This window comes from Pseudoalteromonas fenneropenaei, from assembly GCF_042643375.1.
GTDB classification, from domain to species: domain Bacteria; phylum Pseudomonadota; class Gammaproteobacteria; order Enterobacterales; family Alteromonadaceae; genus Pseudoalteromonas; species Pseudoalteromonas fenneropenaei.
The window spans coordinates 356,720-375,242 of sequence record NZ_JBHRSD010000011.1 but is presented as its reverse complement, the minus strand read 5'-3'; the positions used below and the strand labels follow the sequence as shown (position 1 = coordinate 375,242).

Annotated in this window: 18 protein-coding genes; 14 read left to right on the top strand and 4 right to left on the bottom strand. The window is 46.3% G+C overall.

What is annotated here, in order from left to right; genetic code table 11:
* The 6 genes from ACFOEE_RS07445 to ACFOEE_RS07420 all read left to right on the top strand — a co-directional run bounded on the left by ACFOEE_RS07445 (position 1) and on the right by ACFOEE_RS07420 (position 5,674).
* Positions 1-1,365, top strand: a complete 1,365-nt coding sequence (locus ACFOEE_RS07445) for a MotA/TolQ/ExbB proton channel family protein (RefSeq protein WP_377122748.1) — start codon at positions 1-3, stop codon at positions 1,363-1,365.
* A complete protein-coding gene (locus tag ACFOEE_RS07440; RefSeq protein ID WP_377122746.1) occupies positions 1,365-1,889 on the top strand; it encodes a MotA/TolQ/ExbB proton channel family protein in 525 nt (174 codons plus the stop codon). Before ACFOEE_RS07445 ends, ACFOEE_RS07440 begins: the two co-directional genes overlap by 1 nt.
* Positions 1,890-1,902: 13 nt before the next feature.
* Entirely contained in the window at positions 1,903-2,307 is a 405-nt protein-coding gene (locus tag ACFOEE_RS07435; RefSeq protein ID WP_377122744.1) for an ExbD/TolR family protein, read from the top strand.
* Positions 2,307-2,924 carry an energy transducer TonB gene (locus ACFOEE_RS07430; protein ID WP_377122742.1) on the top strand — a complete coding sequence of 206 codons (618 nt, stop codon included), beginning with the start codon at positions 2,307-2,309 and terminating at the stop codon, positions 2,922-2,924. Before ACFOEE_RS07435 ends, ACFOEE_RS07430 begins: the two co-directional genes overlap by 1 nt.
* An 11-nt stretch (positions 2,925-2,935) precedes the next feature.
* Positions 2,936-4,198, top strand: a complete 1,263-nt coding sequence (locus ACFOEE_RS07425; RefSeq protein WP_377122740.1) for a tetratricopeptide repeat protein — start codon at positions 2,936-2,938, stop codon at positions 4,196-4,198.
* Between the two features lie 471 nt (positions 4,199-4,669).
* Positions 4,670-5,674, top strand: coding sequence for a hypothetical protein (locus ACFOEE_RS07420; protein WP_377122738.1), 1,005 nt, complete (start codon positions 4,670-4,672; stop codon positions 5,672-5,674).
* A 196-nt stretch (positions 5,675-5,870) separates the two neighbouring features.
* Here ACFOEE_RS07420 and ACFOEE_RS07415 read toward each other — a convergent pair whose 3' ends face one another.
* Positions 5,871-6,236, bottom strand: coding sequence for a conjugal transfer protein TraR (locus ACFOEE_RS07415; RefSeq protein ID WP_377122736.1), 366 nt, complete (start codon positions 6,234-6,236; stop codon positions 5,871-5,873).
* 34 nt (positions 6,237-6,270) lie between these two features.
* A complete protein-coding gene (locus tag ACFOEE_RS07410) occupies positions 6,271-7,257 on the bottom strand; it encodes a tRNA dihydrouridine synthase (RefSeq protein WP_377122734.1) in 987 nt (328 codons plus the stop codon).
* Between the two features lie 144 nt (positions 7,258-7,401).
* Here ACFOEE_RS07410 and ACFOEE_RS07405 point away from each other — a divergent pair, with 144 nt between their 5' ends.
* From ACFOEE_RS07405 to ACFOEE_RS07370, 8 genes are all read left to right on the top strand, one after another.
* Complete coding sequence (locus ACFOEE_RS07405) at positions 7,402-7,890, top strand: HvfA family oxazolone/thioamide-modified RiPP metallophore (RefSeq protein WP_377122731.1); 489 nt, start codon at positions 7,402-7,404, stop codon at positions 7,888-7,890.
* Positions 7,891-8,009: 119 nt separating this feature from the next.
* Positions 8,010-8,855, top strand: coding sequence for an HvfB family MNIO-type RiPP peptide maturase (locus ACFOEE_RS07400; protein ID WP_377122728.1), 846 nt, complete (start codon positions 8,010-8,012; stop codon positions 8,853-8,855).
* Positions 8,855-9,613 (top strand): HvfC family RiPP maturation protein, encoded by a 759-nt coding sequence (locus ACFOEE_RS07395; protein ID WP_377122725.1) that lies wholly within the window; start codon positions 8,855-8,857, stop codon positions 9,611-9,613. Before ACFOEE_RS07400 ends, ACFOEE_RS07395 begins: the two co-directional genes overlap by 1 nt.
* A 78-nt stretch (positions 9,614-9,691) precedes the next feature.
* Positions 9,692-9,817, top strand: a complete 126-nt coding sequence (locus tag ACFOEE_RS07390; RefSeq protein WP_377122722.1) for a hypothetical protein — start codon at positions 9,692-9,694, stop codon at positions 9,815-9,817.
* A gap of 151 nt (positions 9,818-9,968) precedes the next feature.
* Positions 9,969-10,514, top strand: a complete 546-nt coding sequence (apt, locus tag ACFOEE_RS07385) for an adenine phosphoribosyltransferase (RefSeq protein ID WP_377122719.1) — start codon at positions 9,969-9,971, stop codon at positions 10,512-10,514.
* A gap of 2 nt (positions 10,515-10,516) precedes the next feature.
* A complete protein-coding gene (gene dnaX / locus ACFOEE_RS07380; RefSeq protein ID WP_377122716.1) occupies positions 10,517-12,997 on the top strand; it encodes a DNA polymerase III subunit gamma/tau in 2,481 nt (826 codons plus the stop codon).
* A gap of 59 nt (positions 12,998-13,056) precedes the next feature.
* A complete protein-coding gene (locus tag ACFOEE_RS07375) occupies positions 13,057-13,383 on the top strand; it encodes a YbaB/EbfC family nucleoid-associated protein (protein WP_377122713.1) in 327 nt (108 codons plus the stop codon).
* Between the two features lie 243 nt (positions 13,384-13,626).
* Positions 13,627-15,636 (top strand): PKD domain-containing protein, encoded by a 2,010-nt coding sequence (locus tag ACFOEE_RS07370; RefSeq protein WP_377122710.1) that lies wholly within the window; start codon positions 13,627-13,629, stop codon positions 15,634-15,636.
* 52 nt (positions 15,637-15,688) lie between these two features.
* Here ACFOEE_RS07370 and cueR read toward each other — a convergent pair whose 3' ends face one another.
* Entirely contained in the window at positions 15,689-16,096 is a 408-nt protein-coding gene (gene cueR / locus ACFOEE_RS07365) for a Cu(I)-responsive transcriptional regulator (protein ID WP_449301150.1), read from the bottom strand.
* 20 nt (positions 16,097-16,116) lie between these two features.
* A complete protein-coding gene (locus ACFOEE_RS07360) occupies positions 16,117-18,480 on the bottom strand; it encodes a heavy metal translocating P-type ATPase (protein ID WP_377122707.1) in 2,364 nt (787 codons plus the stop codon).
* Positions 18,481-18,523: the final 43 nt, after the last annotated feature.

Here is an 18,523-nt window from a genome sequence, read left to right as displayed (position 1 = left end):
ATGAAGAAACTATTTAAAGGCTTTGCTATTGCAGCTGCGCTTTCTGTTTCAGCAGGCGCCGCGTTAAATGCACATGCAAATACACAAGAACTTGACAAAATTCTTGAGCAAGTCAAGCAACAACGTATCTCTGAAGGCAAGCTAAACAAAGCGCGCGAGCAAGAGTTCCTTGATGCTAAAGCCGACAAGCAAGCACTTTTCAACAAAGCTAAGCGTGACTTCGCTGCTGAGCAAGCACGTGGTGAAGCACTTAAGAAGCAATTCGCACAAAACGAAATTACTTTAGCAGAAAAAGAGCAAGCGCTTGAAAATGCTAAAGGTACTCTAGGTGAGATGTTTGGTGTGGTTCGTCGTTCTGCGTCAGAAGCTATCGGTTCTATCGAAGCGTCTATCGTAAGCGCTGAAAAACCAGGCCGTGCAGAAGTTCTTCGTTCACTAGCGGCGGCTAAAGAGCTACCAACTGTACGTGAACTTGAAGAGCTTTGGATTGCGTTCCAAACTGAAATGACTGAATCTGGTAAAGTATCTAAGTTCACAGCGGAAGTTGCTGAACTAAGCGGTGCCGTTAAGTCACAAGAAATCACTCGTGTTGGTAACTTTAACCTTATCACTCGCGAAGGTTATGTTTACTACTCAGCAGAAACTAAATCAATCCAACCTCTAGCTAAACAGCCAGATGGTTATGTTTTAGAAACTGTTGGTTCAATGATTGACGCAAAAGCTGGTCAAGCTGTACCTTTCTACCTTGATCCAACTCGTGGCGCTATCTTACGTTTGAACACGCAACGTGCGACAAATGAAGAACGTTGGCACCAAGGTGGTGACGTAGGTTACATCATTACTGCGTTGCTAGTAGTTGGTGGTTTAATTGCTCTGTTCCGTTTTGTTGACCTAATGCTAGTAAGCGCGAAAATTGGCTCACAAATCAAGAACATCAACACGCCAAACACCAACAACCCACTTGGTCGTATCTTGAAAGTTTACCATGACAACAAGAATCAAGACGTTGAAAACCTTGAGCTTAAGCTTGATGAAGCGATTCTTCGTGAAACGCCACGTATCGAAGCTGGTATCAACATCATCAAGATCCTTGCTGCTATCGCACCATTACTAGGTCTTCTAGGTACGGTTGTTGGTATGATCATGACGTTCGAAACAATCACATTGTTCGGTACAGGTGATCCTAAGCTTATGGCTGGTAACATCTCTCTAGCACTTGTAACTACAGCGCTAGGTCTAATCGCTGCATTACCACTTATCCTTCTACACGCAGTTGTAGCTGGTCGCAGCAAAGCAGTACTTCACATCCTTGATGAGCAAAGCGCTGGCATCATCGCAGCTCACGCGGAGAAGGAGAGAGCATAATGTTAGTCCTGATGGAGGTCTGGGAATCTATCAGGGATTTTGTTGCTACAGGCGGCAACGTATTATACGTGGTCGCGATAGCACTCTTTCTAATGTGGGTATTAATGATTGAGCGCTATTGGTTCCTACTAGCGGAATTTCCTAAAATGCATAAGGAAATTGTCGCTAAGTGGGATGCCCGCCAAGACACTACGTCTTGGTACGCACACAGAATCCGCGAAGCATGGATTTCTGAAGCGTCTGAAAAATTACAAGAGCGCATGTTGATTATCAAAACCTTAGTTGCAATTTGTCCTCTTATCGGGCTACTAGGTACAGTGACAGGTATGATCTCGGTTTTCGAGACTATGGCTACACAAGGTACAGGTAACGCACGTATGATGGCATCGGGCATCTCAATGGCGACGATACCAACAATGGCTGGAATGGTTGCGGCACTATCTGGTGTTTTCTTCAGCACTCGTCTAGAAGCTAGAGCGAAAGTTGCTAAAGAAAAACTAGTAGATAGTTTGCCACATCACTAGAGAGAGAAATTTTATGGCACGTAAACAACGTTTTCGTGAAGCAGAGGAAGCAGCAGTTGACATGACACCGATGCTAGACATCGTATTCATCATGCTTATTTTCTTTATCGTAACTACATCGTTCGTTAAAGAAGCAGGTATTGAAGTCAACAAACCTAAAGCTGCGCAAGCGACGAACCAGAAAAACGCTAACGTATTTATCGCGATTCGCGGTAATGGCGAAATCTGGATGGATAAACGCCAAGTTGACGTAGAGCGTGTAAGCGCGAACTTGGAAAGTATCCTAGCCGAGCAACCAACTGACACAGTTATTATCCAAGCGGATAAAGAAGCTAAGCACGGTGTGGTTGTAAAAGTTATGGATCAGATTAAAGCTACTGGCGACAATCTTAAGATCTCAATTGCTGGAGATAAGTAATGATTCGTTTTCTGTTTTCACTTTTGACAGGTGGGGCAGTTACTTTCGGCTTATTCTTCTTTATGGCGTACTTAATCTCCGGTGGAGCTGACCGTGCGCAAGATAGTAAAGAGCAAATTGTAGTCGAAATTTTGACGAATCCGCCTGAGTCAGAGGTGCAGGAGCGTAAGCGGGTACCACCGCCACCGCCACCTCCACCTAAGCAGCCGCCTAAACCGCAGCCGCCACAACCAGATAATGCAGACCCAACACCTGGCGCTTTGAGCTTCAACATGGGTTCTATCAATATCGGTGGTACAGCGGGTGGTATTAGTGGTCCTGGAGCATTCGGTCGTGATGGTGATGCAACACCTATCGTTCGTATTGAGCCTAAGTACCCAGTAGAAGCGGCGCGTGATGGTAAAGAAGGTTGGGTTCAACTGTCTTTCACCATTAACGAACTTGGTGGCGTTGAAGATGTAGAAGTTATCGACGCTGAACCAAAACGTATTTTCGACCGTGAAGCAATCCGAGCGTTACGTAAGTGGAAGTACAGACCGAAAGTTGAAGATGGTAAGCCAATGAAACAGTTTGGTATCCAAGTTCAACTAGACTTTAAACTTAACCAAGGCAATTAAGGAGGCAAGATATGAAGCATTTATCAAAAGCAACAGCACTTGCTCTTCTGATCTCCATTTCTGGTGCAGCAGTAACTGCACCAGCACTTGCGGCGCCTAATTATGCTGATATTGAACAGCGTAAAAAGGCCAAAACCAAGGTAATGGGTGAGCGCGTTGGTAAGAAAATGGTTGCGGCTTTCGAGCAATACAACCAAGAACAGGTCGACGAAGCAATTAAAGCCTTGCGTGAAATTGAAGCATCTGATGCTTTTGACCGCGCAACGGTTGATCGTTTCTTAGGTCAAATGTTGGCACAGAAAGAGCAAATGGTTGATGCGATAAAATATATCGCGGCTGCCGTTAAACCCGATGTGCTTAATTTTAAAGACCAAGCCGATACGATTAAATTGCTAGGTGATTTGTACGTTCAGACGCAAAACTACGCTGAAGCGAAGAAAATGTACCTTAAATGGATGGACTTCACTGGTGAAGAAGATCCAAAAGTATATGCTCTAATCGCGCAAGCAAACTTTGAGTCTAAGCTTTACAATGAAGTTATTCCAATGGCCGATAAGGCAATCGCTTTAAGTAAAGATAAACCTGTAAAGGATTATTATATGCTTAAAGTGGGCGCTTATTTTGAACAGAAAAAGTACAAAGATGCGGTCGGCGTACTTGAAACTGCGGTGCAAGTTTTCCCAACTGATGGCAAACTTTGGACCCAACTTGGCAAGTTTTATATGCAAGTTGAGCAGTATTCTGAAGGCCTAACAGTAATGCAAGTTGCTTACGACAAAGGCTACTTCGATTCGGAAACCGACTATAAAGTTCTAGCTAGCTATTACTCATTAGTTGATGTTCCTTATCGTGCGGCTACTTATTACGATAAATTTATCAAAGAAGGTAAAGTTAAGCGTGATAAGCAAAACGTAACGGCGCTGGCGAGCTACTACCATGCGGCAAAAAATATCAAAGAAGCGGCTAAGTATTATAACGAAGCTGCACAGTTTGATAACGATGCTGAACTTGTTCGTCGTTCAGGTGCTCTCCTTGTTGAATTGCAAAATTACTCAGATGCAATTGAGCGTTTAAACAAGGCATTAGAACTTGGTTCAGAGAAGAAAGGGTCTATCTATTCTTCTTTGGCTGAAGCTTACTTGTATCAAGAAAAGTACAAGCAAGCGTACCAAGCTATTTTGAAAGCGCAGGACGATCCAACTACTGCAAAATTTGCTAAAAGTTGGGCTGGCTTTATTAAAGATAAAGCGCAGCGTAAAGGCGTAGCTTTATAAGCTGTAAAGAGCCCCGTAAGGGGCTTTTTTATTTTAGCCCTAAACCATCTACTTCTTTAGGTAGTTATCATCATTTAGGCTTTTCCTGAAACAGATAATTAAATCATGGCCTTAGGTAACTTAGCGAGAGTTTAAATATCGTCTACAGTTGTTTACCCCTGTGGGCGCGACTTTAAGTTGCGCTAATCGTAGCAAAAATTGTTAAGGATAAGACTAAACTTAACCTTGCTCCTTGTTTAGAAGGTGGAGCTTTTGCTAATCCGTTGTCTTTATAATCACGCCGCACAAGATCAGTTAGCCATCATTGTGTACACCTTTCCTTTCAATGCCACTGTTGCTTATAGAAATAAATGATATGATTGTAGCAATTGTTCATATTCTACAGAGAAAATCATCAACTTAACCGCTGTAATTGGCGCCTTAGCTTCTCGCGCTCAAACTTGGTTTTGCTTGTATGTAAGTTCCTTCAACATGATTAGATTTGGTATAGATAATTGGTTTCGTAACTCATTATTGCTTCTAACGTTAAGTGCGACGCTAGTCGGATGTAGTGAGCCGCAAATAAAACCATCGGCTGAGGCGTTACAACATCAGCTGGTGCAACTAAATGGCATGTTGAGGCGAACAGAAGCGGAGCATATTCCACCTCTGCCCTTTGATGAGCCATATTTAAAACAACGTCATGAATTGTATCAGGCACTTGGTGCAGTCGCAGCAACACCAGAGTTAAGCTATTTGGTGATAGCAGAGCGCTTTCCTGAACGTTATTTGCCTTGGCCAATATATAGCGATATTTCAGTAGTTTTGCAGACACAAACGCCGCAAGTGCGTCAGCAATGGTTTGCATTTGTGCATGCAAGACTACAACAAGCGCAAGAAAGTCGGATTTACCTGACGCGGCAAGAACTGGATTATATCCAAACCGCGTTACAAACTTTTCCCGCAAGCCAAGCCAAGCAGCAGCTAGTGGAATATCTTGCGGGATATAAACCACGTAGTCGCAGTGGATTGGATCAAATCCCTAATGGCAGTGAGTGGTATCAAAGTAAATTAAATTACTTTTCCCAGCAAACCCATGCCCCTTTGGTTTGGATGCAAATGATAGCCGCTCGTTTACCTGCGTACGCCAATGAATCTCACCGCGAAACTGAGACATTGGATTTTGATAAGGCGTGGTTGCAAGAGTTTATTACTAAGCGTTGTGAGCCTGTTCGTGGGCTTGACTGGCAGTTCGACTACGTAAACTTGGTGGAAACGGTTGCTTTATGCCAAGTGAATCTAAACGATATGCAAAAGCAGCTGTGGTTAACTATTATGATGCTGGATGTCGGGATACATTATCAAGGTTGGAATGAGCAGCTTGCAACTCAGTTTATTACTGAACATTTAGACTTAACAGCGGATCAAGTCAGTCGCGTATTGCAACAAGTTGCCCGTTACCCAGGTGCTGTGTTTGTACTTTGGCCTGTTCTCTAAGTGCTGTTTTAAGGCTTCGTATCAAACCATAGCTTGTTCAAAAATCTCTATACCCATATTAATTTGCAGTTGTTGAGCTGTGGCGAATTAGCGGATCCCCATGAGCATAGATATGCTATGTGATAGGCGAGAGCGAACATAGCCAACATCCCTACAACTGTAAGTAGCCATAGTATAAGTGGGGCATTCGCGCCACTTAGATATGGTTGGCTACTTTTTTAGTCATACAACCCCCACAGCGCTGTGTGGCTGCATCTTCGCTGAGTAATGAACTGTCGATTTCCTGCTCGCAATCACAACAATAACCATATTGACCAATATCAATCTGACACAATGCTGCTTCTAATTGCACTAGGCGGTTGTAACGCGGTAAATGCTCAGGACTGAGTTTATTTGCCGCCATGTCTAACCACTCCGTTGGTGGAGCTTGCTCTAATGCACTAACCAATGCGGACATAAAGGAATTATCTGAGCGCTTTAGCTCGTTTAAAAAGGCTTGGCGCAAGCAGTCTAACTCCAGCTCCAACTTGCGTTTGTAAATTAGGGTCTGATTTTCTTTCATGCTGGCTCTCCTATGAGATTTCATTATGAAACATCTAGGCAAAGTCGTTATGATTTGAATCAACTCCAGCAGAATTAAGTTCGCTATAAAGCACAGATAGTACCTGTTGTTTGTCATGCAGCGTCCGAATGCAATTAAACACGCGTTGGGCTTGCGGATACTGACGCTTTAAGAAAACCAGCCATTGTTTAAGCCGCGACGAAAAATAAAACTCACTGTGTTCTTGGGCTAAGTTACCCGCAGATTCAACGATATCATTCACGATATCTAGCCATGAGATAGGTTGATAGGCTCGCCCTTCAACATGAGCTCGAATTTGTGCAGCTAAGTCCGGCATGGCTAATGCCCCTCGGCCAAGCATCAGCGAATCACAGCCACTGCGTGTTTGACACAACAATGCATCCGCCACCGACCAGATCTCGCCGTTTGCAGTAACGGGGATGGACATACGTTGTTTGAGTGCTGGGATCTTCTCCCAATACGCTGGCGGGTTGTAACCATCACGTTTGGTCCGTGCGTGGATCACCAGTGCGCTTGCCCCCGCTTGTTGCACAGCATCGACAATTTCGCTGCTGTTACTATCATCATCATAGCCTAAGCGGATCTTAGCGCTGACTACCTGTTCGCTCGGGACTGCATCGCGCACAGCACTGATAATATTGAACATTTGCTGAGGATCTTGTAAAAGTACGGCACCACCACGGCTTTTATTAACCGCTTTGGCTGGGCAACCAAAATTAAGGTCAATACCGTGTGAGCCAAGCATAATCGCCTTACGGGCATTGGCAGCAAGCACACTAGGTTCCTGGCCAAGTAGTTGCACTCTAACGGGTGTTCCAGAGTCGGTAAAGCCACCATTGGCTAATTCTGGGCAGGTGCGGAAAAATTTGCGCCGTGACAAGGTAATATCGACTACGCGGACAAACTCTGTGACACAGAGATCATATCCGCCGAGTTTTGTCAGGAGTTTTCGCATCTGGAAGTCGACCACGCCTTCCATCGGTGCTAGTGTTAATTTCATTGCAGTGTCGTTAGTTGCGCAAAAGGCGGCTAGTTTACCTGAGCCATAGAAAAAGCGTAAGTAACCGTGCTTTTATTGAAAGTAGTTTGGTAGTTGTAAGGTCTAATAGACGAATCGTTATCACTTTGACAAGAGAGAGTCACTATGAACAGCATCAAGAAAAATTCTATCGCATTAACTTTAGGCGCAGTTGTTGTTGGCAGCGCTGGTTTTGCAAGCTTAGACGCCAACGCTAATCCTTTTGCAGTACAAGCTTTGGCTGCGGGTTATCAGCTAGACGCAGCAGAAGGTAAATGTGGCGAAGGCAAATGTGGTGAGCACAAGGGCGACGAAAAAGGCAAAAAAGAAGGTAAGTGCGGCGAGGGCAAATGTGGCGAGCATAAAGGCGCTGACAAAGGCAAAAAAGAAGGTAAGTGCGGCGAAGGCAAATGCGGTGAGCATAAGGGCGACGAAAAAGGCAAAAAAGAAGGTAAGTGCGGCGAAGGCAAATGTGGCGAACACAAAGGCGACATGAAAGGTAAGAAAGAAGGCAAGTGCGGCGAAGGCAAATGTGGCGAACACAAAGAGAAAAACAAAGACAAAAGCAAAAAAGAAGGTAAGTGTGGCGAAGGCAAATGTGGTGGCAATCACTAGTTCAGCACACTAGCTTGACGCGCTAAGCTATGTTAGCGCGCCAATCCGCGGGTATTCAAGCTAAAGCTAGTGTACTCGCGGTAGATCTTAATTACATTTCACAATAAAAAGGTTGAGTTATGCAGTATCAGGTTTCAGGCGCTGGGCTTGGATTTCGTCGTGAGATGCTGGATGAGTTAAGTCAAGGGGTGCCGGATGAGGTCGCCTTTTTTGAAATCGCTCCAGAAAACTGGCTGAAACTCGGCGGACGCTACGCCAAGCAATTACGCCATCATATCGCGCAACGGCCTTTTGTCTGTCATGGCTTGTCATTGTCTTTGGGTAGCTACGACCCGCTCGATATCGAATTTGTGAAGCAGTTAAAAATTTTTTTTAAATCACATCAAATCAAACTGTACAGCGAGCATTTAAGCTATTGCTCAGCGGATGGTCATATGTACGACCTAATGCCTATTCCGTTTACCGAAGAAGCAGTGAAGCATACCGCCGCGCGCATCCGGCAGGTGCAAGATATTTTAGAACAGCAAATCGCGGTGGAAAATGTTTCTTACTATTGTGCGCCGGGGCAGCAATTGACTGAGCTTGAGTTTACGCAAGCCATCCTTGCTGAGACCGATTGCCAGTTACTGTTGGATGTGAACAATATTTATGTAAACTCAGTTAATCACGGCTACGACGCTGAGCAATTTTTAAAGGCATTGCCGTCATCGCGCATTGCTTATGGTCATATTGCAGGTCACTACAATGAAGCCGATGATTTAATTATTGATACCCACGGGGCGGATGTAATAGATCCGGTGTGGCAATTGTTGCAAGTAGCTTATCAATATCACGGGGTCTTCCCAACACTGTTAGAACGAGATTTTAACATTCCGCCTCTTGCTGATTTGATGCAAGAAGTGCGACAAATTAAAGCCATACAGCAGCAAGTTATGCTGTCGGGTAAAATGGCGGAGCAAGTCTAATGCCTGACTTTATTGAGGTGCAAAAGCAATTCGCCGCTGGGATCCGCACACCGTCACTGCATGACGAGTATTTTCCTGAGTTGGAAGCGCGACGTTTAGCCATTTATCAAGATTTATTTTTCAATAATGTCAGCGGCTTTGTCAGCAATGCTTTTCCGGTGTTGAAATCTTTATATCAGGCTGAAGACTGGCAAGCATTGTTACGGGATTTTTTTCAACAGCATCCCTGTCATAGCCCTTATTTTGTTGATATCGCAGAAGAATTTTTAACCTATTTAACCACTTCGTTTAGTACACGTGAGTGTGATGCTGATTTTATGCTAGAGCTTGCCCATTATGAATGGATTGAGCTGGTTGTGTCGGTTGCGATGCAAGATGAAAGTGAGCAGTCGCTTACTTCGACTGATTTGCTTGACGCCAAATTGTATATCGCAACTAGTGCACGAGTGTTGAGCTACAGCTATGCGGTACATCAGATCTCTACTGACTTCCAACCGCAAGCCCCAAGTGCTGAGCGGCACTATTTTGTAGTTTACCGCGATGGCGAGGATGATGTGCAGTTTATGGCTTGTAACGCCTTAACGGCACTACTACTGGACACGCTACAGCAACAACCCGGTATTAATATCGCGCAGCTCATCACCTTAATGCAATCGCATGCCACTGCTATTCCATTAGCTCAGCTGCAACAGGGCGCCTTCCAGTTGCTAGGTCAATTTGCTGAGCTGGGTGTGGTAGTGACAAAAAACGCACAATAAATACTTTGATCTAGATCATGTTTGCATTATTATACGCGCCTTAATTCGTCGTGCTTTTTTTATTAAGGTAGTACTCACATGGCAAATAAAGGTGATTTCAAAGATCCTTTCAACGCAAAATACTTCTTAGGCTTTCTAGCAGTATTTGCAGTAGTTGGCTGTTTAAATGCCATTCTTGGTTGGGCACACGTTATCGGTGCATAACCCTGAAGTTGAGGCTGCTTTGCAGCCTTCTGCTCCATAGTTGTTGCTTTTCTACGCAGTTCTGCCACTAAATTCACGCTTTCCGTTTTAACTTCGCTGGTTCTTGTTATAATCTCTGTCTTTGAATCATTAATGAAATGGTTAAACCATTATGACAGACACCAAGATGTCGCTGATTAAAGACAGCATCGCAACAGTACCTAACTACCCAAAAGCGGGCATTATGTTCCGCGATGTGACTTCACTGTTGGCAAACCCTGCCGCATTTAACGCGACCATCAACGCCTTTATCGACGCTTATAAAGATCAAGGCTTTACCAAAATCATTGGCACCGAATCACGCGGTTTTATTTTTGGCGCACCACTTGCCTACGCACTAGGTTTACCTTTTATTCCGGTACGTAAACCGGGTAAATTACCACGCGCGACTATCAGCCAGTCATATCAGTTGGAATACGGTGAAGATACGCTTGAGCTGCACACCGATGCGATTGTAGCAGGCGACAAAGTGTTGCTGATTGATGATTTACTTGCCACAGGCGGTACAATCGAAGCCACCGCTAAGCTTGTTGAGCGTTTAGGCGGACATGCGACGGACGCTGCCTTTGTTGTTTCGTTACCAGAACTTGGTGGTGAAGCGCGGGTTGCTAAACTCGGTATTCGCGTGTTGAAACTGGTTGAGTTCGAAGGCGAGTAACCATGAGTTATCAAGTCCTAGCACGCAAGTGGCGGCCACAAAACTTTCATGAGTTAGTGGGACAGGCGCACGTCAAACAAGCGTTAGTTAACGCCCTGAATGAACAGCGTCTGCATCATGCGTACTTGTTTACTGGGACGCGTGGGGTAGGTAAAACCACCATAGCGCGGATCTTCGCAAAAAGCTTAAACTGTGAAAATGGCATTACCTCAACCCCTTGTGGGCAATGTAGTGCCTGTTTAGATATCGAAGCGGGCAAGTTTATTGATTTAATCGAAATCGATGCCGCGTCGCGCACTAAAGTTGAAGATACCCGCGAAATTCTAGATAACGTGCAATATGCACCGACACGTGGTCGCTATAAAGTGTATCTAATCGACGAAGTGCATATGCTGTCTAAACACAGCTTTAATGCGCTGTTGAAAACACTGGAAGAGCCGCCAAGCCATGTGAAGTTTTTGCTCGCAACGACCGATCCGCAAAAATTACCTATCACCATTTTATCGCGCTGTTTGCAGTTTAATCTGGGGGCATTATCGCGCTCAGAAATCGTTACTCAGCTCACTTATGTGCTTGGTCAAGAACAGCTTTATTTTGAAGCCGATGCATTGGCTGCGTTAGCAAAAGCCGCTGATGGCAGTATGCGTGATGCGCTTAGCTTAACGGATCAAGCCATCGCGCAAACCAATGGCCAGCTCACCTTAGCCCCAGTGCAAACTATGCTAGGCTTAATGGATAGACGTTATGCCAGCGCACTGTTGTCGGCATTGTTATGCCAAGACGGCGAAGCGTTAATGGCAGAAGTGGCGCAATTGGCAACGCGAAACCCGAATTACAAAGCGCTGATAGATGATTTAATAGCGCTGATGCACGCCATTCAGCTGACGCAATTGGTGCCACAAGCCGCCGAGCTAGGTCAATTGGCCGCAGAAGAGATCCAAGCATTTGCAAGTCACACCAGTGCTACGCAAATTCAAGCCCTTTATCAGCTGCTACTTGCTGGAAAACGTGATTTGCAGTGGGCGCCAGAGCCAAAATTAGGCTTTGAAATGTTGATGTTGCGTTTGCTGGCGTTTGAACGCGGTGGTTTTAGTGCTACGGCGAGCGAGTCCGGTAGTGCAGCAAGTGCTGAGCCAAGCCAAAGTAAAGCCGCTGGGCTGCGGGCGATTTTAGCAAAAAATAAAATTAACTCAGCAGATATACCCGCAGCGTCACATTTAGCACCTACGGCATCTCAGCCAAATGCGCAGCCGCAAACACCTACAGCGCAGCAAAATCAACCTGAGGCAACTCAGGTTGCATCAGTGCCTACGGCACAGCCTGTGCAAACTGAGCGTCAGCCTGTTGCATTAGAAGCCGTTATAGACCCAGTTATTGAGCCGCATCCAGCTGCTGAGCAAAGTGTGGCGTCTTATCCAGAGCCGCTTGATTATGACGTGGCGGAAGATGACGATACTTTGATGTCGCTGCAAGCCGAGCAGCAATATGCAGAGTTAATGGCACAGGCCGAATCGCTTGGTTATGAAACACCAAATACAGCGGCTACGCTAAATATCGAGCCTGCTGCTGCGCCACTTTCACCAGTAGCTGCACCAGCCGTAGAGCCTATTCATGTAACTGCTGAGCTGAGCCCAGCACAGCAGCTACAGCAAAAGTCGGCACAAGCCAATTTAGCGATAGCGCGGATTTTGAAAAGCCGCAATATTGACGGCGCTGAACGGCTTGCGAGTAAGCAGGGGGAACCCCAAGCAAAAAAGCCGCAAGCGACGGCGACTGAGCCGTTTGCAGCACCGGTTACCCAAGCAGCAAATGCAGTACCTAGTATTGTTAGTGCGCCAGCTACACAGTTTGAGTCTCCAGTGGCAGAGCCGGACGAATTTGATACACCACCTTGGGTTACAGCTGAGCCGCCACAGGCAGTTCCTCTGGGTAAAGCTAAAAAAGCGGATTTTCGTGAGCGTTTTCAGATTGATGAAAGTAAGCTCGCACCTGAGCTCCTAGCACAGCTCAGTAATGAATCAGCAAAAGGCGATAACCAACCGGCGCCGCAGGTTATTCCAACCCCAGACAATTTTCAAAGCCCAATTAGTGACGTGCGTTATGCGCACCAGCAAGACCGATGGGCTGAGTTAATTGAAATGATGGGACTTGGCGGTCGCACGCGACAATTTGCCTTACATTCTATTTTTAATCAGCAAGGTAAGCACATTCATTTGCAGGTCGACAGTTCGCAACAGCATTTGGATGGGCCGATTTTGCGCAATCGCCTGAGCGATTTATTAACACAGGCACTCAATTATCCGATTGAATTACAGGTCGAGTTTGCTGCTGGGATCTTAGATTCTCCATATCTTATCCAGCAAAAAATTGATGCTCATCGCCTTGCACAGGCGGTAGAAGTGATCAACGACGACCCTAATGTCCAGCGTTTGGTTGCAGAATTTGCCGCCATTGTAGACGAGAACAGTATTCGGGCATTGTAATTCAGCGCAATAGCCCTTATCTTTTAGCACATTGACAATTAAGTTGTAGAGAGCGAATTATGTTTAAAGGCGGAATGGGTAACATCATGAAGCAAGCGCAAATGATGCAAGATCGTTTGCAAAAGGCGCAAGAAGAGATCAAAAGTCTTGAAGTCACTGGCGAAGCAGGCGCAGGCCTAGTGAAAGTCACTATGCTTGGCAGCCACAACGTGCGCCGTGTTGAAATCGATGAAAGCTTGCTTGAAGACGACAAAGAAATGATTGAAGACTTGTTAGCCGCAGCCGTGAATGACGCCGTACGTCGCGTTGCTGATGAGTCGCAAAAGCGTATGGAAGCCGTAACTGGCGGCATGGCAATGCCACCGGGCTTTAAAATGCCATTCTAATTTAGAATCCTATAAAAATAGCGCCTTTAGGCGCTATTTTTTTGTCCAAAATATCACGTAACTTTATTTGAGCATCTGAATCTTTTAGATAACTACTTTTTGCGTTGCGACGTGAAATGATTGACTTTCCTATAGTGGTAAACCGCAGGCTGTGAGGAGTTGTTTGCAGTGGCAAACGGCAAATAATGTGGGGAGCCAAACCTTTCCCCACATCACAATACACTTACTATGTGGAAATCTAAGATGACGAAATTTTCCGTTTTAATGTTTAGTGCAGCATGCCAACTGCTGGTCGCATGTGGCGCAAATGAGCCGCTATCACGTGTCGGACTGCAGCTCAAATTGGGCGGCGTTTTAACGCTAAAAGAACAAAAAACAGCGACCTTGACACCTGCTATTTCCCATGCAGAAGGTAAATTGCGTTTTGAATGGCAGCAAGAGTCAGGTCCACCGCTGGAGCTTGAAAATGAGCAAGGCGAAACACTTATCTTGACCAGTCCAGCACTAGAACATGACGCAATAGCCATATTGCGATTGACCGTGCGTGACGACAGTGGCTCGGCAGTTTCTGCAATTCAACAGATCCAGTTAAAAGCCAACCAGCCACCGAGTGTCATACTAACAGACGCCTTGCTTGTCGAAAAAACAACGGCAACACTTACAATGACAGCGAGTGATCCAGACGGTCAAGTGGTCAGTGTGCAATGGCAACAAGTCGCGGGGCCTGTTGTTGAGACGTCAGGTTTAAGTGCAACACAGTTGACGCTGACTTTGCCAGCGGTGACCAAGCGTACAACCGTTAAATTTGCGGTCACTGTGGTGGACGACGATGGTGAAGCGGTTGTTGTGCAAAAACAATATGCGATAGAACCATTTTTGCAGCAATTTCAATTGGGTGGCTTCTTGGCTGCCGCCGAAATGGGCGAGGCGGAGATAATCGCGAGCATGGGTGGGCAAATTTTCAGGAGTAAGGCAGATAAGTTTGCTAACTATAATTTGGCGGTGACTTTAGACGATGATGAGCAAAACGATTTTCTCACATTGCGCGCTATCTCAGTAACTCGGCCAGGTATGGAGCTTTGGCTATTCATCCCATCTGTCCGTACACATCCTTCCAATTACGCCACGAATATAACGCCCTTTACTACTGGGAACAGTGCATTGGCTACACGCGCTAATGGCGGGGTAGTCCCATCTAATCTTGTTGCACTTAAGGATGCGGAACAAGAGCTAAACCTTACCGACGCTGTTTTAGCTGGGCTAATCATAGCAGCCTTTCCAGAGCTGTATGAACTAACATTACCGCAAGACTATAATTCGTTGTTTGACAGTATCGTCAATGCTGACAGTTTTGCAGCTTTGTCCACAGAGATGTTAGATCAACATGCTGAACTGCTGGCTGAGGTTGAACATAAACTCATCACACAAGGTTGGGCGAAACAACCACTACTTGCTACCGAAATCCAACATGGTTTGCGCATTGAAACTGGTGGATTTGATGACATACCTGGCCATAGGGTGTTTTTCCAATTAAATAATGACTCGAGCGCGCAAATCAGCGAGCCATTTTTGAGTTACTCAGCTCAGTGGGGGATATTAAATGGCGACATCACAATGCAGGCAGACAATGGGGCTATACCTGAGTTGTCATTTGCCCTTAATCACCCTGATCTGGGCTTGAGTGCTGCGCAAGTTAGCCTATTGCAAAACCATGCTATTACTCATTTACAAGTACAGGTTGTACAACGCGGTGAGCAATTAACCCCACTTAGCAAAGGAATAGTGCAAAGCTTGTTTCAGCGTCGCCAGTATAGCCGCTACACTATTGCGCCAGTTACGGTTGGCACCGAAGTGCTCGAGTTTGCTGAGCGGGAGATAGAAACGCAAGAGTATGTGTGGGCAAGTGCGCTGTATTTCGCAACCCTTGCGTTAAGTCCTGACGATATTTTTGGACAGTGGTACATGCCAATGTATTCTATGTTTAAACAAGGCAATAATAGTCAATTCGAAAACAGAATTGTAGAGCTTAATGCGGACTACTCAGGGTACGACAACCAAGGGACGTACTTTAGTTGGCAGCTAGCTCAGGATATCGGCGGACAAACTGTGCTGGCGATTAGCTTTAATACCGGTTATGTACAGGTTTTGCGGGTCATCAAAGGGCATGGCAGCGGATATGGGGTAGACAGCTTTGTTTATGACAATCATGGTCGCTGGCTTAGTGCGATTAGCGGCACAATGCTAAAAAGGTAATGCAAAACACCACAGCGTTGCGTTGTGGTGTTTTATATCTGTGTAGGGCTCATCAATCCGGTTTAGCCAACTGCTTGAGGATATTGCAATTTGGGCTGGCATCGCCGCTACAGCTTTGTGCCAAACTGGTCAAAACTTGCTGCATATGTTGTAGTTCACTAATTTTTGCTTCAATTTCAGTGAGGTGCTGCTGCGCTAACTGCTTCACAGCGCGGCTTTCACGTTGTGGGTCTTGCCATAATGCCAGCAGCGACTGAATATCCTGTAATGAGAAGCCCAACTTACGTGCTTGCCGAATAAAACGCAGCTGACTAATTTGCTCACTGTTATAGAGCCGGTAACCCGAGTCAGTGCGTGGCGACTTGCGCACTAAACCGGATTGTTCGTAATGGCGGATCATTTTGGCGGATAAACCACTGGCTTTTGCGGCATCGCCTATCGTTAATAAGGTTGTCATCATTGGCTCCTAATCCGCCGTGGCTAAAATTTCATCCGTTGTAAGCGTAGCGCATTGGTCACGACCAGCACACTACTACAAGCCATGGCTGCACCTGCGATAATCGGATTTAACCAACCCACCGCAGCAAGTGGGATGCCTATGGTATTGAAGGCGAATGCCCAGAACAGATTTTGCTGAATATTGCGATAAGTGGCACTCGCCAGTGATAACGATGTAGCGACCAATTCTGGATTGCCACGCATTAGGGTGATGGCTGAGGCACTCACAGCAACTTCTGTGCCCGTTGCCATGGCAATGCCCAAATCGGCTTGCGCCAAGGCAGGAGCATCATTAATACCATCGCCCACCATAGCAACTTGGTAGCCCTGCTGTTGATAGGATGCAATTACCTCAGCTTTGCCTGCGGGGAGAATTTCCGCCACAAAATTATCTAAGCCTAATTCTTTGGCTACAAACTCGGCGCTCGCGTGCGAGTCACCCGTCAGCATGGCAACTTGAATACCTAAACTTTGTAACTGTTGTACCGCCTTTTTCGCTTGCGGTTTGGCTTTGTCGGCAAAACACAATACGCCAAGCAGTTGCACTCCATCTGCGGTGCGCTCCGCAAGCCAAGATACAGATGCGCCCGGTATAGTGACCTTTTCTACTGGTAGGGTTAAGCCAAGTTCCTGCATCCAATAGCTTGAGCCAAGTAAGAGTGCACGCTCGGCTACTATGCCTTGCACACCTTTACCTGCCACTACCGCGAAATCAGTGACGGTTTGTAGTGGTAGCTGGTGGCTTAGCGCATAATTGCTTACGGCCTTAGCGAGCGGATGTTCACTGTATTGCGATAACGCATAAGCTAACCCAGCAAGTTCAGTATCGCTGCCGGTGAGTGCAGTCAGCTGCATCAGTACTGGCTTGCCTTCGGTCAAAGTGCCAGTTTTGTCAAATATCACGTAGTTAATTTGCGTTGCTTGCTCAAGCGCCACTGCGTCTTTGACTAAAATCCCCTGACGTGCCGCGGTGCCAGTACCTGCCATAATGGCGGCGGGCGTTGCCAAACCAAGCGCACACGGGCAGGCTATCACTAACACTGCTACGGCATTGAGCACACCAAGTTGCCAATTTGCAAAGCCTAAGCCCCAAATAAGGAAAGTAGCAAGTGCGATAAGCAATACCACAGGGACAAACACACTACTGATTTTATCCACCAAAGCTTGTACAGGCGCTTTGGCGCCTTGGGCCTGTTCAACAAGGCGAATGATTTTGCTTAAAGTCGACTGCGCGCCCACTGTGCTGGCTTCAATCTCTAACATGCCATCGAGGTTAATGGCGCCACCTGTGACTTTGTCGCCTTGGCTTTTATTGAGCGGAATACTCTCACCACTGATGAGTGCCTCATCAACATGACTGCTACCCGCGAGCACTATGCCATCCGCGGGGATGCGCTCGCCAGGTAATACTTGCAGGCGGTCGCCTTTGGCCACTTCTGCTGCGGCAACCACTTGCCAATCATGGTTACGCCATACAGTCGCAGTGGTCGGTTTTAAGTTTTCTAATGCTTGTAACGCATCTGTGGTGCGTCGCTTGGCGCGTTTCTCTAGCAATTTACCCAGTAACACTAAGGTTAATACGGCAGCACTACTTTCAAAGTAGAGGTGTGGCATACCATGATGGCCATCAAAGCTGTACCACAAGTACAATGACAGACCATAAGCGGCACTGGTGCCAATCGAGACTAATAAGTCCATATTACCGCTGCCTGCCTTTATCGCTTGCCAGCCCGCGCGATAAAACCGCGCACCAAAGTAAAACTGCACTGGCGTTGCTAATAGCCACTGCCACAAAGCGGGTAGCATCCAGTCAGCATCAAACAAGAGGCCAAACATAGGCAACACTAAAGGCAGCGTGAATAGCGCAGCGCCAATTACGGGCCAGTTCTCACTTTGGTAAAATGGGGCCGAGGATTGCTCTTTTGCTGAGCTGCCCGATGCGGTATTGGCCAGCAACTCATAGCCTGCGTCGGCAACCGCGGATATTAGCGCATTATCGTCGGTATCTGGTAACAAGGTCACGCTGGCTTGTTCGGTGGCTAAGTTTACCGCTGCATTGATGACACCCGGTACCTTCAATAGGCTTTTTTCAATTCGCGTTGCGCAAGAGGAGCAAGTCATGCCTTTTATAGCGAATTGTCGGACGTTAGTTTCCACCTCATAACCTGCGGCGATTATCGCTTGATGCAAGTCATCAACATGGGCGTTGCCGCTTACAGTTGCGGTGTCGGTTGCTAGATTAACACTGGCGGACTCAACACCAGTGATAGCACTGAGTGCTTGTTCAATTCGCTTTGCGCAAGACGCACAGCTCATGCCTTTGATTGCAAGTTGCATTGTTGTCATGTCTTAGACTCCAAGTTGAAGATGATTATCTCACCTAACAAGG

Coding starts and splice junctions, on each gene's coding strand:
- apt (WP_377122719.1), top strand. CDS start 9,969: ATGACAGACACCAAGATGTCGCTGATTAAAGACAGCATCGCAACAGTA.
- ACFOEE_RS07430 (WP_377122742.1), top strand. CDS start 2,307: ATGATTCGTTTTCTGTTTTCACTTTTGACAGGTGGGGCAGTTACTTTC.
- ACFOEE_RS07410 (WP_377122734.1), bottom strand. CDS start 7,257: ATGAAATTAACACTAGCACCGATGGAAGGCGTGGTCGACTTCCAGATG.
- ACFOEE_RS07360 (WP_377122707.1), bottom strand. CDS start 18,480: ATGACAACAATGCAACTTGCAATCAAAGGCATGAGCTGTGCGTCTTGC.
- ACFOEE_RS07420 (WP_377122738.1), top strand. CDS start 4,670: ATGATTAGATTTGGTATAGATAATTGGTTTCGTAACTCATTATTGCTT.
- ACFOEE_RS07415 (WP_377122736.1), bottom strand. CDS start 6,236: ATGAAAGAAAATCAGACCCTAATTTACAAACGCAAGTTGGAGCTGGAG.
- ACFOEE_RS07405 (WP_377122731.1), top strand. CDS start 7,402: ATGAACAGCATCAAGAAAAATTCTATCGCATTAACTTTAGGCGCAGTT.
- ACFOEE_RS07435 (WP_377122744.1), top strand. CDS start 1,903: ATGGCACGTAAACAACGTTTTCGTGAAGCAGAGGAAGCAGCAGTTGAC.
- ACFOEE_RS07400 (WP_377122728.1), top strand. CDS start 8,010: ATGCAGTATCAGGTTTCAGGCGCTGGGCTTGGATTTCGTCGTGAGATG.
- ACFOEE_RS07440 (WP_377122746.1), top strand. CDS start 1,365: ATGTTAGTCCTGATGGAGGTCTGGGAATCTATCAGGGATTTTGTTGCT.
- ACFOEE_RS07390 (WP_377122722.1), top strand. CDS start 9,692: ATGGCAAATAAAGGTGATTTCAAAGATCCTTTCAACGCAAAATACTTC.
- cueR (WP_449301150.1), bottom strand. CDS start 16,096: ATGATGACAACCTTATTAACGATAGGCGATGCCGCAAAAGCCAGTGGT.
- dnaX (WP_377122716.1), top strand. CDS start 10,517: ATGAGTTATCAAGTCCTAGCACGCAAGTGGCGGCCACAAAACTTTCAT.
- ACFOEE_RS07425 (WP_377122740.1), top strand. CDS start 2,936: ATGAAGCATTTATCAAAAGCAACAGCACTTGCTCTTCTGATCTCCATT.
- ACFOEE_RS07370 (WP_377122710.1), top strand. CDS start 13,627: ATGACGAAATTTTCCGTTTTAATGTTTAGTGCAGCATGCCAACTGCTG.
- ACFOEE_RS07395 (WP_377122725.1), top strand. CDS start 8,855: ATGCCTGACTTTATTGAGGTGCAAAAGCAATTCGCCGCTGGGATCCGC.
- ACFOEE_RS07445 (WP_377122748.1), top strand. CDS start 1: ATGAAGAAACTATTTAAAGGCTTTGCTATTGCAGCTGCGCTTTCTGTT.
- ACFOEE_RS07375 (WP_377122713.1), top strand. CDS start 13,057: ATGTTTAAAGGCGGAATGGGTAACATCATGAAGCAAGCGCAAATGATG.